The organism is Levilactobacillus mulengensis, from assembly GCF_003946045.1.
Classification (GTDB): domain Bacteria; phylum Bacillota; class Bacilli; order Lactobacillales; family Lactobacillaceae; genus Levilactobacillus; species Levilactobacillus mulengensis.
This window is the reverse complement of the sequence record NZ_RHNW01000007.1, coordinates 99,075-115,018: the sequence shown is the minus strand read 5'-3', so window position 1 is coordinate 115,018 and position 15,944 is coordinate 99,075. Positions and strand designations below refer to the sequence as shown.

The 15,944-nt window shown below is 46.1% G+C and carries 17 protein-coding genes; 15 read left to right on the top strand and 2 right to left on the bottom strand.

Going from position 1 to position 15,944, the window contains the following annotated elements:
• Positions 1–16: 16 nt before the first annotated feature.
• The gene (locus tag EKM84_RS08275) at positions 17–1,396 is read right to left on the bottom strand and encodes a hemolysin family protein (protein ID WP_125765293.1); all 1,380 of its coding nucleotides are present in this window, start codon (positions 1,394–1,396) and stop codon (positions 17–19) included.
• 590 nt (positions 1,397–1,986) lie between these two features.
• Between EKM84_RS08275 and EKM84_RS08270 the strand changes: the two genes are divergently transcribed.
• The 3 genes from EKM84_RS08270 to EKM84_RS08260 all read left to right on the top strand — a co-directional run bounded on the left by EKM84_RS08270 (position 1,987) and on the right by EKM84_RS08260 (position 3,165).
• A complete protein-coding gene (locus tag EKM84_RS08270; protein ID WP_125765292.1) occupies positions 1,987–2,349 on the top strand; it encodes a hypothetical protein in 363 nt (120 codons plus the stop codon).
• Between the two features lie 151 nt (positions 2,350–2,500).
• The gene (locus EKM84_RS08265) at positions 2,501–2,836 is read left to right on the top strand and encodes a type II toxin-antitoxin system Phd/YefM family antitoxin (RefSeq protein WP_125765291.1); all 336 of its coding nucleotides are present in this window, start codon (positions 2,501–2,503) and stop codon (positions 2,834–2,836) included.
• Entirely contained in the window at positions 2,836–3,165 is a 330-nt protein-coding gene (locus tag EKM84_RS08260) for a type II toxin-antitoxin system RelE family toxin (protein ID WP_125765290.1), read from the top strand. Before EKM84_RS08265 ends, EKM84_RS08260 begins: the two co-directional genes overlap by 1 nt.
• 452 nt (positions 3,166–3,617) lie before the next feature.
• Here EKM84_RS08260 and EKM84_RS08255 read toward each other — a convergent pair whose 3' ends face one another.
• Complete coding sequence (locus tag EKM84_RS08255) at positions 3,618–3,800, bottom strand: YlcI/YnfO family protein (protein WP_125765289.1); 183 nt, start codon at positions 3,798–3,800, stop codon at positions 3,618–3,620.
• A gap of 205 nt (positions 3,801–4,005) precedes the next feature.
• Between EKM84_RS08255 and EKM84_RS08250 the strand changes: the two genes are divergently transcribed.
• From EKM84_RS08250 to EKM84_RS08195, 12 genes are all read left to right on the top strand, one after another.
• Positions 4,006–4,698, top strand: coding sequence for a hypothetical protein (locus EKM84_RS08250; RefSeq protein WP_125765288.1), 693 nt, complete (start codon positions 4,006–4,008; stop codon positions 4,696–4,698).
• A 13-nt stretch (positions 4,699–4,711) separates the two neighbouring features.
• Positions 4,712–5,131 carry a hypothetical protein gene (locus EKM84_RS08245; protein WP_125765287.1) on the top strand — a complete coding sequence of 140 codons (420 nt, stop codon included), beginning with the start codon at positions 4,712–4,714 and terminating at the stop codon, positions 5,129–5,131.
• A 167-nt stretch (positions 5,132–5,298) separates the two neighbouring features.
• Positions 5,299–8,874: an SEC10/PgrA surface exclusion domain-containing protein gene (locus EKM84_RS08240; RefSeq protein WP_125765286.1), complete on the top strand. Its 3,576-nt coding sequence runs from the start codon at positions 5,299–5,301 to the stop codon at positions 8,872–8,874.
• A gap of 36 nt (positions 8,875–8,910) precedes the next feature.
• Positions 8,911–9,777 carry a hypothetical protein gene (locus tag EKM84_RS08235; RefSeq protein ID WP_125765285.1) on the top strand — a complete coding sequence of 289 codons (867 nt, stop codon included), beginning with the start codon at positions 8,911–8,913 and terminating at the stop codon, positions 9,775–9,777.
• Positions 9,778–9,797: 20 nt separating this feature from the next.
• Positions 9,798–10,247, top strand: coding sequence for a hypothetical protein (locus EKM84_RS08230; protein ID WP_125765284.1), 450 nt, complete (start codon positions 9,798–9,800; stop codon positions 10,245–10,247).
• A gap of 199 nt (positions 10,248–10,446) precedes the next feature.
• Positions 10,447–11,001 (top strand): hypothetical protein, encoded by a 555-nt coding sequence (locus tag EKM84_RS08225; protein ID WP_125765283.1) that lies wholly within the window; start codon positions 10,447–10,449, stop codon positions 10,999–11,001.
• Positions 11,002–11,149: 148 nt separating this feature from the next.
• The gene (locus EKM84_RS08220) at positions 11,150–11,503 is read left to right on the top strand and encodes a hypothetical protein (protein ID WP_125765282.1); all 354 of its coding nucleotides are present in this window, start codon (positions 11,150–11,152) and stop codon (positions 11,501–11,503) included.
• A 58-nt stretch (positions 11,504–11,561) separates the two neighbouring features.
• A complete protein-coding gene (locus EKM84_RS08215) occupies positions 11,562–11,927 on the top strand; it encodes a hypothetical protein (RefSeq protein WP_125765281.1) in 366 nt (121 codons plus the stop codon).
• A 92-nt stretch (positions 11,928–12,019) separates the two neighbouring features.
• Entirely contained in the window at positions 12,020–12,589 is a 570-nt protein-coding gene (locus EKM84_RS08210) for a hypothetical protein (protein ID WP_125765280.1), read from the top strand.
• Positions 12,590–12,605: 16 nt separating this feature from the next.
• Complete coding sequence (locus EKM84_RS08205) at positions 12,606–13,490, top strand: hypothetical protein (protein WP_125765279.1); 885 nt, start codon at positions 12,606–12,608, stop codon at positions 13,488–13,490.
• A 19-nt stretch (positions 13,491–13,509) separates the two neighbouring features.
• Complete coding sequence (locus EKM84_RS08200) at positions 13,510–14,076, top strand: hypothetical protein (protein WP_125765278.1); 567 nt, start codon at positions 13,510–13,512, stop codon at positions 14,074–14,076.
• A 65-nt stretch (positions 14,077–14,141) separates the two neighbouring features.
• Positions 14,142–15,866, top strand: coding sequence for a hypothetical protein (locus EKM84_RS08195; protein WP_125765277.1), 1,725 nt, complete (start codon positions 14,142–14,144; stop codon positions 15,864–15,866).
• The last annotated feature ends 78 nt before the right edge of the window (positions 15,867–15,944 follow it).

Genomic DNA, 15,944 nt, shown 5'->3' with positions numbered 1-15,944 from the left:
GATGGCTTTTTTGATGTTACTTATCTTTTTTCTTGTCGTCACTTTCGGTGTCTTCCGTCGTGGTGATTTGCTTCTGTGGCGGATTGACCGTGACCTCTAACCAGTTGATGAAGGAGTTTTCGTAATCCAAGACCTTCAAGTCAAAGTTCTTCAGTTGGATGACATCGTTGACCTTGACGTCGGGGTAGTTATCAATGATAAACCCGGCCATCGTGACCGTATCGGAGGCCTCAAAGCCCTTGATATCGGTGTTGAAGTACCGCTCAAAGTCGTAGGTGGTCATCTTCCCGTTGACCTGGTAAGTGCCATTGGGTTGCTTGAAGATGTACTGGTCGTTGGCGTCATCGATTTCATCGCGGACGGTCCCGAACAGTTCTTCATAAATATCCTTATCCGTAATGATCCCGGACGTCCCACCGTATTCGTCAACTACGACGACGATTGGGGTCCGCTTCTTGATCATTTGTTGGAGGACTTGGGTGATGGGCGTTGTTTCGGGGGTCGTGGAGATGTCGCGAATTAATTTATCGATTCGGACGTGAGAATCCACTTGCTGTTGCCGAATCAAATCATAATTGTAGACGTAACCCAGAATCTTATCCTTATCACCGTCGGCCACAACGGGTAACCGGCTAAAGCGTTCTTGCAGGTAAACGTTCAGGGCTTCCTTGACGTTAGCGGTAATGTCGATGACAACCAGTTGAGTCCGGTCGATCATGATATCTTTGGCCACTTTATCGTTCAGCTCGAACGCCCGTTGCATGTAGATCAAGTCGTTCTTTTCCAGTTCACCACCGGCAACGGCGCTTCTGGAAAGGTTTAAAATTTCAGCTTGGGAAAAGACTTCATCACTTTCGTTGGCCACTTTCAGGCCCATCAATTTGACCACGCCGGAGGCACTATTGTTTAGTAACCAGACGAACGGGTAGAAGATGACGTGGCAGTAATGTAGGGGTGTCACCACTAACATTAACACCTTCATTGGCATGTCGATGGAAATGTTCTTCGGCACAATTTCTGTGAAGACCACTTCGAGGTACGTCAGTAAAAGGACACCGACAATCACGGCGATGGTGTGGGCCGTTGCGTTGTTCAGGTGGGCGGGCGCAATCCCGCCGAGCAGTAGGTCAACGAAGAACGTTTCCCCGATCCACCCTAAGATGATTCCGGCGAGGGAAACCCCCACTTGAGTCGTTGATAAATATTCATTCAAATTGGTGACCATTTTCATGGCCCGATTCAGCTTGGCCGATGGCTTGTCTCTTTCGGCAATTTTTTCCTCCAGGGCACTAGGCCGGGTTTGGACCAAAGCAAACTCGCAGGCAACAAAGAAAGCTGCAAAAAAGAAGGTAATTAAAATAATAATTAGATTTACAACTATCTGACCGCTATCCACACATCATTCCTCATTTCATATAGTTCTATCTCTTCATTATAGCGCGTCTCACCGCCTTTTCACAGGGGGTGAATTGAAGCAAATTTTACCCTTTATGGCGGTCCGACGCAACCGAACACCGCAAAATAAGTGGAATTTTACCAAAAATTGCGTGGGCCGGGGATTTGGATGGGGGTAACGGGTGACATGTGGCTAGGAAAAAGGGGGCCTTAGTCGGTCATGCGGGGGAAAAGTCAGTGTTGACGCAGATTCTGAGGGGAATTAGATTGGCGAACGAAGTTACTCGTATGGTGGGGTATTTATATAGTAGAAAAGTGGTGAGTAGCGACCAATGCGGCATGGACTGTTTCGATGGCCAAACTTAGGTGTTAGATTCAGGAAAGATAAATGTGCTCAGCGCAAACTGGTTTTGTTTTCACCATCCCAGAGGCGCCTGCCGACAGTCTACCTCACCCCGAACCGGTTAGCGTGAAATTCACCCTGCCGTCGGACCATTTAACCGGCTAACTAACACAAGTTGCATGGAATACTTAACGTTTGCCCGAAAAAGGACTAGACTAAAGTCAGAAACATCAAAGGAGATTTTGATTATGGCAGATACACCAAAGGAAGAAACACAGAAACCGACCGTAGTAATTCCTAAAGAGGACGTTGAAAAAGCGGCGAAGTTGGTTCTTGATCCGGGGTATGTGACGAAGAAAGATTTACCAAAGATGGCAGATTTAGAATGGGCGACCGCTTTATCTGATGCTGTTACGAAGCATTTCTTAAACGACGACGAAGACCACGATCCTTACGTCTACTTCGAACAATTTGACTTTGCTGGTGGCGATATTGATTCCATCATCTTCAACATGGACATTATCAAAACGCGTGATGCCGGCTTACACAAGCTGTCAGAAGCGCTCGATGAAAATATCATCGACAACGATGTGCAACAAGAAACTTACTAAATTTAACTTGGAGAGCAACTGGTGTGAGCCGGTTGCTCTTTTTTTATGGGAATAAAACGTTTAAAAGACTTTTATAAGACGGATAAAAGCCGTTTTCTTAGGACATTTCTGGTGATCGTGGTACTATATGCTAAAAGGGGAGGTGCTCAGCATGCAAACGATGAACGTGCCGATCAGTAATATTACTGATTTAAAGAAGTCTCCTAAAAAACTGTTTGATGAGGCGGGCGACAAAAAAACCGGCGTCTATGTTTTCAATCGGGATCAACCAGCTGGGGTCGTCTTAGCAGTTGCGGATTATGAAAAACTAGTTAATCGAAATGAGGAACTTCAAGAGAAGCTATTTGAAATGGAACAAGACTACCTGGTCTCGCAGCGGTTGCTGAAGCAGGCACAAGCTCCGACACCTTTAGTGGATGACAAAACGGTTCGGGGTTCTGTAGCTGATGAGAAACCGGTAGTCGATGAAAATGACGGTTGGGAATAATGTCAGATACGACTGAAGCATATGCAATTGCCTATTTAGAGGAAGCGCGAAACGACTATCAAAAACTAGATGGTTCCCAGAAAGTCTTTGTCGATAAAGGCTTAAACAGGATTAGAAAGTTGGGGATGCAGGCCGGCCAACCGTTAGCGGGAAGCTTGATTAATTGTCGCAAGCTGAAGAACAAGCGTATGGGGTTACGAATAGTTTTTAGACAAGTTGATCAGGAAATTCAAATCATTCAAATCTTAGCCATTGGCAAACGAGCAGACAAAGCGGTCTATCGTGACGCTGCACAGCGCTTGTCGCAATTTAAAGATGAGGCGAGATAGAGAAAAGTAGGGCAACTGGTGCGAGCTGGTTGCTCTTTTTTTGCTTTTTTGAGAGCGAGTCCCTTAGATTGGTCACTATCTGCAGGTGTGTTGCAAGATAATGTTGCTCGGAGCTGTTTTCACTAGTTCAAAAAATGCAGAATCATGAGAAAGCTTGTCGGAAAGCCAAAATAAGTAGCTATCCAATATTTTGGGATAATGGCTTTTCAACGGATTGGTATTTTTTTCAGTAGTCCAACTATTTTCGTAAATTGTAACCTGTCCGTGAGAAGCGACAGACTAAGTGAAATCGTATGTAAAAAGCCATCTAGATTTGATTTAGATGACTTTTTGTCGTAATTACTACATGAGGCAAAGATTTAGAATGTAAAGCAAAAAAGCGAAAGGCAATACATATTGCAATGCTAAATGTATTGCGATATTATTTGTATAAGCCTTTAAACAAGTGACTGTCACTTCTTATCTTTATCATCTTCCATATTGTCGAGCGCATATTCACAAGCTTGAATCACAAAGGTTGAAAAGGTGACGTCCTCACCTTCAATCGCGTGTTCAATCTTTTCTACCAATTCCAGCGGGAACCGAACTGTTTTGTTGACGGTTTCTTTACGATCATGTCGAATTTTGAATGCCATTTGCAATCACCTCCTGGAAGACAAGTTTAAGTAAAAATGTCCCGATAATATGCACTGCATAAAGCACTACATTTTGTCTTAGATGTGAGGAGCGTTCTTGGGAAGCGATACTGATTTTCAAGCGGTTATGCGGCGTTGGATAAAAAGGTAACGAAAACAGTGATCTTAAAAGCAGACGGGTTTACATAATTAAAGGGAGTGCAAGATGTCTTATTATAATGGTCCAGATGAGGAAGAGATTCAAAGTCGTATTGATGAAGAAGTCGAAGCTGGTGTGAAGCAAGGCGTCAAAGAAGCTACAGAAGAGATGCGTTGGCAACAAATCGAGTTGGAAGCGCATAAGGGTAATAAGTGGGCACAGCAACAGTGGAAGCAGCATCAACAGAAGATTGAAAATCTCGAGACAGCCAAAGGCGCATTGGCAGTGTTGTTAGTGATTGCTGGTTTTATTTGGTGGAAATTTCTCCGGTTTCATACTTTAAAATATGCCCTCTATCTTCAGATAGCTGGGTATACCGGATACGGGTCAACCTTTGGTGTATGGATAAGTAGTGCCTTAATACTAGCGATTCCCATTGCCTCAGTTTATTTTCGGCGAAAGGCGCACTTACTTGAGTGGTATGGGGTTATATGGGATACCTTTGCTTACTTAGGTGGTGGTAGGTTGTTGAGACAAGTAATTGTCGTGCATCTGATTCCTATGACTGCGATATTCAGTCTGCTATTGATGATAGGGTATACTATTTTCGCCGTTTGGGCGTTGCGTTACAAATTTTCGGCGCATCAGAATGGTCAGCATCAGTCAGCACACTTTGGTTGGACACCTAGACAGCGCCTTGCATTGTATGGTTCTTGGGTACTGATGATTGGGTGTTTGTGGTTTCTCTACATTCTTTAAAGGAGCAGAACTTATGAAGAAGTTATTAGCACTGGCTGCGGTGAGCCTGTCAGTGGGCTTGCCGCTGGCATTGGATACGCCAACTACGGCTCATGCGGCCAAGTGGCACCAAGGGACGCCCAAAGTGTTGCGTGGTACTTGGGAACGTATGGAAACTGTAGGTAAGGGACAAAACGCATTTAAAGCACCAGAAGTTGCAAAGATTACGAAAAGCAAGTTTACGGCTTATTTCATTGCTGACCCTTATATGCTTGGGAAGTTGAAGTATCAAAAGACTGGAAAACACGTTTATGTTTTTAAAGGTATTGAAACATTGTATTCGCATAAGCCTGACCGGGTTCGCGTTCATCAGGTTGGGAAGCGTCTGCAGTGGCAAGAGCATTATAAGGCTGGACGCTACCTTAAAATGGGCCTTTGGCTAACCAAGAAGTAAATCGATTAATCAATAAGGGAAACGGATTTAGTTGAATAGTTAACTAGCGATTAAGGGAAAAACCGAGACTGAGTGTCCCAGTTTTAAAACCGCTAGTTGATTTTACATAGTGCATAAGTGGGCAATAAGTTGATTAAATTAAAATTTTACGATATGGGGAGATTAATTTGATTAAAAAAACAACACAAGTTATTACTGGGACAGCAGCTGTTTTAGCAGGAATGATTTTGACGGGTGGTGTTGGTGTAAAAGCCGATACCTTACCAGATACAAATGATAAGACGAGTCAAGATCAGGCCGCCCAGGATGCTTTAAACCAACAGGTGGAGTCTTCTAAGGAGGTTCAAGCAGCTAAAGATGCAGCCGCAGAGGCGACAGCGGCTACAAAGGATGCGCAAACCGACGTTACTAATGGACAACAGGATGTGGAGACGGGTCAGGCAACTGTAAAGAAACAAACTACGGCAGCTGATAACGCTCAAAAAGCAGTTGATCAGGCTAAAACGGATAAGGATACGGCAGATAAAGCAGTCACTGATGCTAATTCGAGTGTTGATACAGCACAGTCTCAGGCAGATGCAGCGAATGCCGCAGTTAAGCAGGCCCAGGATACTAGTGCGGCATCTCAAGAGCAAACGGATGCCGCTAAACAAGCAGCTGAAGATGCGGCTAATGCGGCTGCCAAGGCTCAGCAAGACTTAGATACTGCTAACACCAATGCCGCTGAAGCAACGCCAGAGAATATTGCCAAGGCTAATCAGGACATTAGTGATCAACAGGCACGGTTGGACAAGGACAATACAGCAGTTACGAATACGCAGGGACAGATTAAAGACCAATCAGGAAAAGTAACCGCTGCAGAGAGTGATTTAACAGCCGCTCAGCAAACTGCGAAGGATAAGGCTACTGATGTTGAAACAGCGCAGCAGGCACTTGATGATGCCAATAAAGCAGTTGAAACGGCTAAACAGACTGTTAATGACCAACAGAACAGTGTGGATAGCACAGCTGCAGACTTGAAAACAGCCCAGCAGGCGGTGACGGATGCTGAAGCTGTAGCCGCACAAGCTAAGAACGATTTGACAGCCGCTCAGAAAGCAGCCGATAGTGCAGTGACGGATGCAGCGGCGAAATCAGATGCGGTGGCGGATGCTAAAACTGCTGTAGCTACTGCTCAAGGGACACAACAGACGGCTCAGGATGCGGTTGACAAAACTCAGAAAGACTTAGCTGCCGCCGAAGTTGGTGTACCAGCGATAAATACGATTACGTTGCCAAGTGGATTGACACTAGCTGACTTGCAGAATATGGCTACGCTTAATGACGCTTATGTAGACGCCATGGTAGCGGAGAATCAAGCAGGTAGTGACGCAACAGCTGCGGAGAAAAAGGCCACAGTGGATGCTAAGGCAGCTGCCGATGCCGCTTCAGCATCATTAGCCTCGACTATGACGCCAGGAGCTGATGGAAATAAGTATCAGTCAAACGCAACGGATGCTGTAACGCCATACAGTGGTGCAGCATCGTTAACTGCTGATCAGTATCAAGACTTGGCGAAATATACAGCGACCTTGATTAACCAGATTCGGAAACAATTAGGGCAACCACAGGTAACCATCAGTACAACGATGATGAACTTTGCTAAGGACGTTGCAGCGGCATACGATGCTGATAACTGGCATCTTGATAAAAAAGGCCATGATGTGTCCGCAATTACGACCGCTGCGAAGAAATATGGACTCGATGATAGTGGTAATTATTATGAGAGTGCTGGTGCAGGTTATTTTGCTGAGGCAACCAGTATAGATGATGTGAAAGCAGGTATCTATAACGGTATTAGATCGATGGTATTTAATGATAACTTGTACGGCGCTGACCAAGGTCATTTAATTGCCCTTGCAGGGGTAGATCCTCTGAATCCTTACGACAATCAATATTTTGGGATGTCAATTGATAATTTGGGCCAAATGCATTTCGAGTTGGCAATTGATTCTCCAGCCTACGTTACGACTGATTTTGATAAATCAGCAGAGACAATCATTGCTAATCCAACGATTGACCAGACTGATGCTCAACAAAAGGTCAATGATTTAAAGACCACGCTGAGTAGCCAACAAGCGACGTTAGCCACGGCGACTACAGCCGTAAAGACAGCGCAGGGTGACTTAACTCAGGCACAGGCAGACCAAAAGCTTGCTGATCAAGCAGTTGCAGATGCTAATGCGCAAGTGGTGGCAGTAAGAGATAAGGTTGAGGCGACTTCTAACGCAGTAACAACAGCTAATCAGACTGTTACCGCCAAGCAGGCCCTGGTGGACACCGCAACTGAAGCGTTAACTGACTTGCAGACGACGTTGACAGGTAAGCAGAGTGATGTTACAGCCAAGACCGGTTTGGTAACCACCGCAACAGGCGAAGCCACTACGGCTGATGAAGCGGTAACGACGGCTGAAGCCCAGTTGTCAGCTGCCCAACAGACGCTCAGTGAACTGAACGAGACGTTGACAACGCAGCAAGAAACCGTGGCAACTGATACAGATCAGTTGAATAGTTTGAAGACAAAGCTGGCTACTTACACAGATGCCGCGGGCACGATTACAGCCGCTGAGGAGAAGTTAGAAACCGCGAAGACAGATAGTCAAACGGCTAGTGATGCAGCTAGCAAAGCGCAAGAAGCCCAAAATCAACTAGCACAAAAGGTGACGGACCAACAAGCGATTCTTAACCAAGCAACGACTGCATTAACTACGGCCCAAGGGGTCTTAGAGCAGGCGACAGCTCAGGCAAAGACGGCTGCTGATACTTTAGAGAAAGCGCAGTCTGAAGTGAATACGGCACAACAGAATCTGAATCAAGCTAATCAAGACCTGAAAGAGGCCAAAGCAAACTTGGCGACTGCTAATGAGAAGCTGGTAGCAGCTCAGCAAGCCGAAACTCAGGCAACCAAGAACATTGCAATGGTTCGCCAACAAGTCTTAGACAAATTGATTGCGGGTAATAACCCAGGAACCGGAACAACGACGCCGACGAATCCGACTGGTCCCACAGCTCCGGTAGTCACCCCAGTCAATCCAACAACGCCGACTACGACAGATACAGTAGCGCCAGTGCCCACTGGAGACATGGAAATGCCTGAAAAGTTACCAGGTAAGAAGACAACCAAGCAGAATAAGAAGAAATCGGCGGATAAAAAGGCTGAAACTACTACCAAGAACACAACGACACGGAATCTTTCAGCTAAAACGAAACTGGCGCAAAAGCAGGCAGCGTCAATCAAACGATTAGCAAACAAGCAATCGACGTCAAGGGACTTTACACTGGCAACATCCCATTCTAAAGCTTACCGGGGAACCTCAGTAATGGGATTCACGCCGAAAGCAGTGGACGGGAAAGCCTTGACGGTCGTTATTCCAGCCGTTACACAGGCTATCAGTCAGGCGACCGGTGAGACAGTTGCGGAAGCTGCGACTAGACCAGTGACAACGGAGCGGTCAAGCAAGAAGCAACAAAGTAAAGCGATAAAGAAGTCTAAAGCAGCAAAAGCTACTGATGGCACAAAGTCCAAGTCTAAGCAGACAACTCAGACCAATAGCAATACCAAACAGATGGCATCGCCACAAGTCAACCGTCACACGGCAAAACGTAGTAATGATCATCACCAACTGTTTATCATTGGTGGACTTGTCATTGTTGCTGCAGCGGCATTTGCTTGGATTCGAGCAGCTCTTCGTCGACGTAATTAGTATGAACATTGAAACTAAATTTTGGAGGAAATAGTTATGAATAAATTTATCGTAAGAACAGCCTTAACCTCAGTCACGGCGCTGGCCTTATTTGGTGGTGCGGATATTTTAACGAATGGCAGTGTGTCACTGGGACAAACAGTGGTGGCCCAAGCCAAGACGGTTAGTCGGAAGCAATTTTTGAGTGACGTTGAAGTTATGCGTAAGGCGTGTCTCCATGGTTCAGAGTATATGCAAGGTAGAGTGACACTGGATACTGTAAGTCAATATAAGTCTGATCCGCTAGATGCCTATAGAGGTGAAAATTATGGTCCAACATTCTCTGGCTCTATTTACGACTATTACTATGGCGTTAGTAATGAGGAAGACGATGAGGACAACTTTCTGCCAGCAGATTTTGAAGCCGATTATAGTGGCTTAATGAGTATCTATAAGCAGTTTAGAAGTCGATTAAGCAGTAGCGCTCAGGATTCGTTAGACAACTATAAAGCAGAATCAGAAACATCTAATATGGATGATCGAGTTGACGCTACAATGCAATTCGTAGAAGGGCTTAGCACAGCAGTTGCAGATTACGGTCAAACGGTTACCAAAGTACAGCCGGCCGCAAAGGCAAATAAGGTCTATGGCATCGATGCTAAGAAGTCTGGTAAGTATGTCATCGTCTTTGGTAAGGTCACACATAACCGATTGATGAAGTCTGCACTGGCTAAGACCAAGAAACTGAATCGTGCTCAGATCAAGACGTATCGTGGCAAGAAGACTGTGAAAATTAATGGCCAACATAAATTTAAACTGAAGGTCTATGCACCTAAAGCTAAGACGTTGAAGATCAATGCCGGCGGGATGAACGGTAGCAAGTACGCCGCCATCACCAAGACAGTTAAAGTAACAGTTCGGTAAACGGTAGAGGAGATACGATCATGAAAAAAACATTAACGGTCATTGCAGCCGCTTCTATGGGCTTGGCATTAGGCGTGTTGTCTCAGCCACAAACAACGGTGCAGGCTGCTAAGTATCATCAAGGAATGCCTAAAATTTTGCGGGGGCACTGGTCATTATCCAAGCATGAGCAGAAAAAAGCTGGACGTGAGGCTGGAGATATTTATAACCATATGACTGTTAGTAGCCAGAAATTTGCTAGTGAGAATGTAGATACAATGAATATTTACTTGTCGCCGCGTTACAAGAAGACAAGCAATAACCACTATGTTGTACTAACTCATTTTCGACAGTTCAGTTCGATTACCAAGAATTCTATATTTTTAGATAAGCAAAATGTTAAGGTAAGCTTCACTCTTAAGAATGGCAGAATGAGTTTCACAAGAGAAGGCGGAGGCCCAGATGGCCTGTGGTATAGCCGAGCAAAGTAGGGGGGCTGTCCCAATGAGAGGGATAAGACAAGTTTGCATAGTAGTCGTATCTCTTGGGTTGAGCGGTGTAGTACTGGCCGTTGATGCAAAGATTACCCAGTGCTTGCAAATTAACCTTTCCTAACCAAATTCACAGGACATGGTATTGCCAGGATAGCTAGTATTGTTAGCTGATATGAAAGTACGAGGAGGTTTTCTAATGAATAAAGTAAAATGGCTTGCGTTGATTGTGGCCCTGATAGGTGGCATGATTTTATTCCCACAAGTGGCGTCGGCAAAGTCCTATCACAGCATTCCCAAAACGATTCGGGGAACATGGTATGACAACACAAATGATGTTTACTATCGGCAATTTTATACCAAGACTAGAGTTACGAAAGACCATGTGTATGTGACACGGGGATCTAGGGGCAACGTGCTAGGTCTTAAAGAACCTAAACACACGTACAGTTTAAATTCAGGTAAAAAGGCCAATCGAATTCATGTGGCCAAGGATAAGCAGGGCTTTTATATTTTAACAACCGGAAAGATGTACACCTATAAGATGCCTAAGAAGAGTCCGTATAAGCGGGGCTTGCTCAATGCAATCTTTGTGGGGCGGCCGATGCATCATAAATTGAAGGGGAAGACCTATCGTGTCATGGAACAGTATGTTCAGAAAGGAAGCGCACCATTCCAGCGATGGTATGCCTTTCAGTACCCCAAGCTATTGCGGACACACGGGACGGTTGATACGCAACAAACTAATTTATAGACTTTGCATCATAACTGACCGCATTTTTATAGCAGAGAGATGTTAATTAAAGGTCTGTTATAGGAAGGACACAAGATAGTTGGTGGGTAACTCTATGGTTATCACCAACTATTTGTGTATCGTTTAAAGCCACAAAGGGAGCAAAACAATGAAAAGATTACGAGTAATGTTGCTGCTGGTAGGGATGCTGGCAATTGGGATGGCTGTTCCGGTCTCATCGCAAGCTGCGCATACTGTCAATGGCATGCCTAAGGCCCTGCGTCACGTCTGGATTCGGGGCAAGTACAAGACTAAAATCACGAAGTATCACATTTATTGGGCACCAACAGGCAAGAAGTACACGAGCCAGATTTCGTTTAAAAAAGTTCTCAAGAGCGGTAACAAATATACCGTTAAAAAGATTGATCTGTTCGAGCAAACGCCATATTGGATTAAAGGGCACAAGATGTATCACGGGATGCGAGGGGATGCCAATGATCCTTTGACAATTTGGCATCGTTAACGTCAAGTGATTGGAGATTTTGTCCGTTGATTAAATGAAAGTGTAGGAGGTTTTACTAATGCGTTCTGGATTAAAATGGACGGCTGCGTTGCTGGCAACCTTGACGTTGTCAACGACGGCATTAACACCAGTTACGGCCAATACTTCTCGTTATCGCTCGGGGATGCCGAAGAAGTTTTGGGGTCACTGGCGGAATAAGCAGGTTCGCATACGCGTCAAAAAGAATGGTTATGATTCCGCGGCGATGGGGGCGACTGGCTGGGTCTTTGCGTATGGCAAGCCGCGGGTCAAGGCCCTTGGTCACAATAAGTATCGGGTCCGCATCTATTCCTATGCGCAAGCTGGGCATTGGACGACAGACTCATTTACTTACATTTCCAAGAATAGAATTAAGTATCAAGGCATGACTCTTAAGCGATATTAGTGTTCACATGGTTGAGTAGAGATTGAAATGTTTTTTTAAATACTTAAAAAACTCAGTCTTATGTTTAGGTTTTAAAAATCAGGAGGCACTTTATGAAACATTTTAAATGGTTCGCACTGGTTATTGCGATAGTGGGTGGGTTATATCTGTTCCCACAAACGGCGTCGGCGAAGGTCTATCACTATAACCCCAAGTCCATTCGGGGAACGTGGTATGACAATTCGAACGAAAAAAATTATCGTCAGTATTACATCAAGGTGCACGTCACTAAGTACCATGTTTATACGTCATCAGGGCCTAAGGGAGACACTCCTGGGCAAGATAGTCGGCTCAGAACGAAGAAGCGGACTTATAGTTTTAATCATGGTAAGAAGAGTCAACGCCTGCACGTTTACAAAGTAGAACAAGGATTTTATGAGTTAACCAAGGGCAAGGCCAAGTATATTAAATTTCCGGATCAAAACTATCATTATAAGCGAATGATCATTAACACCATCTTTATCGGTCGGCCAACGCACCACAAGTTAAGAGGCAAGACTTACCGGGTCATGGAACAATTTACACACAATGCATCTGCACCGTATCAACGCTGGTATTCTTACCAGTATCCACTAGTGATTAAGTCCCCAGGCTCGAGTTATGGTTATCAGGAAAAGCTTTAAATAGGAGATGGACATCGTGAAAAAGATTTGGCTATTAGCTTTGTGCTTAGTGGGTTTGGTTGGTGTTGGCAGCTTAGTTCAAACACCAACGACGGCGAATGCTGCGGTTCACTACATTCACAAGTGGCAGCATCCCTATCCAATTGATTTGCTGGATTACGAGGAAAATACCGGTAAGCCCAATCGTGCCGGCGTTTATTCCAGCAAGGGAAAGCTGTTGCGCCGCGTGAATGGGGCCAAGGTGACGGCTAATTATTGGCCATTAGCTGAGGCTAAGATTAAGGGGCATAATTATTATCGCGTTTACAAGTATTCAGCGCGAGCTAATCATGAAGGAACACATAAATTAGTCGGCTGGATGCGGACATCGGCTTTTAGGGGCGAACCATCCGCGAAAATTGAGTATGCCTCTTCCATGTTTTACACCTACTCCGCGAACTTTGGCGACGCTGATTTGCCCAGGGCTATGTGGCCATATGAAATCCTAGGCCAACCAATTAAATTTCAGGCGGAAAATGCGGGACATTCATTTTCCTTTGCGACCAGCGCCGAGTTTGTTTTGCGTTCATATATGAGAGAGTCGGATGGTAATTATTCGAACACGGGGGTTGAGGCCCTGCGGTGCACAGGTGGCGAATTAGAGCTGTTCTATTCGTCGCAAAAGAAAGGGAAACACAGCGCCACGAAGTATCTCAAGAGCGGTAAAACGCAGCATTACACGATTTACGATAATAAGTATGGTAACGTGCCAACGACAATCAAGAATAATGTCAAAGGCAAGTGGTTAACCTTCTCGTACAAGTTAAAGGGTAAAAAGCATACTTATACGATTACGAGCAAGGGTGTTACGCGATTTGACGGTAAAAAATTGAAATATACGGTCGAATCTAACGAAGGGTGAAGTCGAAGTGGTGAAACGGATGATAAAGAAACTAGTGCTGACCAGTCTCGCCGTCATGGCAGGGGGCTTCTTGGTCGTGACGACGGCTTCGGCCAGCACACATACGTACCAGGACAAAACGACGCGGGCCACGGTGACGGTCACCAAGAAGAAAGGTAAGGTCACCGCAATTGTTTATCAATTGAAGACAGGGAAGGCCTTTCACAAACGGTACCAGGCCAAGACGAAGTTTTACACGAAGCTGACGCCGCAAAGTGGCACCCGCGCTTACCTTGTCCGGAAGAATCATCACGGTAAGGTCACTTACAAGAAGACGCTGCCTAAAATTCTCGGGCATCAGTACGCCAGCGTTCAGACGGCGCCCAAGATTGGTGAGGTTGGGGATGTGACGGATGCCATTTTCATGAATGTCGATTACTACGGTGATTTACAAGGGAAACGGTATCACAACGCCTTAGCTAACTTCACCTGGTGGTGGAATACCATGAATGATGATCTGACGGATATTCCTGAAGGTCATGCCGTCGTTTTACGAAATGGGAAGGTCTCATTCAACAGTAAGCTCAATTATGAACTACCAGACTAGCTAGAAAGCGGAGGGTGCAAGCCCTCTTTTTCTTTGCCAACAGTCACTTAACAAGGAGGATTTCTATGTCAGAGTCACCAGCCCAACATCCGGTGCGAACCTGGTTGTGGCAACACGCGTTTCTTTTAATTGTGATTGCGCTGTCGTTTTTGGCGGCGCTACCGCAGCTTACCAGTCACTCGGTCATTCTCGGTGTCGATGGGCTCTTTCACTTTAACCGGTTCTACGACGTTGTCATGCAGCTAAAACAGCTGAATTTCCATTATTTTGTCGCGCCCTATGAGTATCAGGGGATGGGCCGGATGGTCAACGCCATCTATGGGCCGTTTGCCGCCGGATTCAACGGGGTCTTACTCTTGCTGGCAGGCAACTACGTGAAATACCAAGTCCTATCTCGCGTCGTCCTCAGCGCAGTCGCCGCCGAATGTATGTACGTGGCGCTGCGCCGGTGCCGGGTCACTAACCTGACAGCGCAGGCAATCGCCATTCTTTACCCGTTTACTTATCAAATTATTATGTGGAATATCCGGCAGTCCTTCATGAGCTGGGGCGCGGCGTTGATGCCTTTAGGCGTGATCGTCGGGGTACGGATGATTGAAAATCGTGAGCATCCGGTCAACGTTTGGCAGCTGGCGATTGTGATGGCGCTGTTGACGCAGACCCATTTGATCTCAGCCGCGCAAATTGCGCTGATGCTGTTGGTCTACGCGATAGTTGCTCTGTTTCGGTTACCGAACCGGCGTGATTTTCTCTTGAAAATTGGGCAGGCCATCTTGCTGTACCTGGTTCTATGTGCCAATGTGATTGCCGGCATGGTAGAAGTCTTTATGGGCAACCGAATCTTGGGCGTCGGTCAGGTCAAAGACCCGGGTAGAAAGGCGTTTAACGTCCTGGTCCTGCATCGCTCGCGCTATCTGATTCTGGTGGTGCTGGTCGCCAGTGTGATTATTCTCCTGATTGGTTGGCGAAAATTAAGCTTCTCGACCAAGGTAACGGCTAGTCTCGGTGCTGGCTTCTATGTGATCTCGTCGGTGCTCTTGCCCTGGAATGCCATTTTTCATTTACTGCCAGCTATCAGTTTTATTCAGTTTCCCTCGCGGTTTATGGCGGTGGGGACGGTGCTATTGCTGGTCGCTGATGGTCAGTTGTTGTCAACGACGATCCTGGGTCGTGGGTGGAATGGCCTGCTGCGACTAGGAATCGCCGGGCTAGGCGTTCTCCTAATTGCCGTCAATGGCTACTCAACCCTGCGGCATACGCAACAACTTTTTGCGGTTCCGCGTGCCATTTATCCAGCACGGACGTACTCTGCTAAGAAACTGGAAAACTTGCGGACGGCCTTTAACAGCCCCAATCTGGCTAAGCCCTTAACACTCGCGACCAAATCAACGCCGGATTATTTACCCCTTCAGCCGAACTATAAACCGACCGATAATGTTTTCGCGGCGTACGAGGAACTGGATCGCGTGCTTTACCAACGGACCGGTCCGCGCCTACACCAAACGATTGGGCGGCACGCCACAACGCTGCGGTGGACGGGAACAAAAAAACAGTCATTGACGTTACCGGTCGCGATGTACCGCAACACGCAGGCGACGCTGAATGGGCACGCCTTTCAGTACCGCAATAATCCCAAGCAGACGTTACGACTGGCAACGGTTCAGAGTCGGGGTGGCCAAAATACGTTTGCCTTTCATTATCAGCCGCGATTGCTTTCACGGGGACTCCTGTGGGTTGCGGCGTTTGGCTGGTTAGGAGCCTTGGTTTGGTGGTGGCGGTCGCGAGGTTAGATTTAGTGATTAGTGAAATAGTCCTTTGGGTTAATCATCGCCAAGGGGTATCATAGAGTACAGGGGAGTGTTAATGGG

What these genes read in the sequence shown, in the direction of transcription:
- EKM84_RS08200 (WP_125765278.1), top strand. Translation starts at nt 13,510, where the DNA reads ATGATAAAGAAACTAGTGCTGACCAGTCTCGCCGTCATGGCAGGGGGC.
- EKM84_RS08260 (WP_125765290.1), top strand. Translation starts at nt 2,836, where the DNA reads ATGTCAGATACGACTGAAGCATATGCAATTGCCTATTTAGAGGAAGCG.
- EKM84_RS08255 (WP_125765289.1), bottom strand. Translation starts at nt 3,800, where the DNA reads ATGGCATTCAAAATTCGACATGATCGTAAAGAAACCGTCAACAAAACA.
- EKM84_RS08230 (WP_125765284.1), top strand. Translation starts at nt 9,798, where the DNA reads ATGAAAAAAACATTAACGGTCATTGCAGCCGCTTCTATGGGCTTGGCA.
- EKM84_RS08250 (WP_125765288.1), top strand. Translation starts at nt 4,006, where the DNA reads ATGTCTTATTATAATGGTCCAGATGAGGAAGAGATTCAAAGTCGTATT.
- EKM84_RS08210 (WP_125765280.1), top strand. Translation starts at nt 12,020, where the DNA reads ATGAAACATTTTAAATGGTTCGCACTGGTTATTGCGATAGTGGGTGGG.
- EKM84_RS08265 (WP_125765291.1), top strand. Translation starts at nt 2,501, where the DNA reads ATGCAAACGATGAACGTGCCGATCAGTAATATTACTGATTTAAAGAAG.
- EKM84_RS08195 (WP_125765277.1), top strand. Translation starts at nt 14,142, where the DNA reads ATGTCAGAGTCACCAGCCCAACATCCGGTGCGAACCTGGTTGTGGCAA.
- EKM84_RS08270 (WP_125765292.1), top strand. Translation starts at nt 1,987, where the DNA reads ATGGCAGATACACCAAAGGAAGAAACACAGAAACCGACCGTAGTAATT.
- EKM84_RS08245 (WP_125765287.1), top strand. Translation starts at nt 4,712, where the DNA reads ATGAAGAAGTTATTAGCACTGGCTGCGGTGAGCCTGTCAGTGGGCTTG.
- EKM84_RS08220 (WP_125765282.1), top strand. Translation starts at nt 11,150, where the DNA reads ATGAAAAGATTACGAGTAATGTTGCTGCTGGTAGGGATGCTGGCAATT.
- EKM84_RS08215 (WP_125765281.1), top strand. Translation starts at nt 11,562, where the DNA reads ATGCGTTCTGGATTAAAATGGACGGCTGCGTTGCTGGCAACCTTGACG.
- EKM84_RS08225 (WP_125765283.1), top strand. Translation starts at nt 10,447, where the DNA reads ATGAATAAAGTAAAATGGCTTGCGTTGATTGTGGCCCTGATAGGTGGC.
- EKM84_RS08235 (WP_125765285.1), top strand. Translation starts at nt 8,911, where the DNA reads ATGAATAAATTTATCGTAAGAACAGCCTTAACCTCAGTCACGGCGCTG.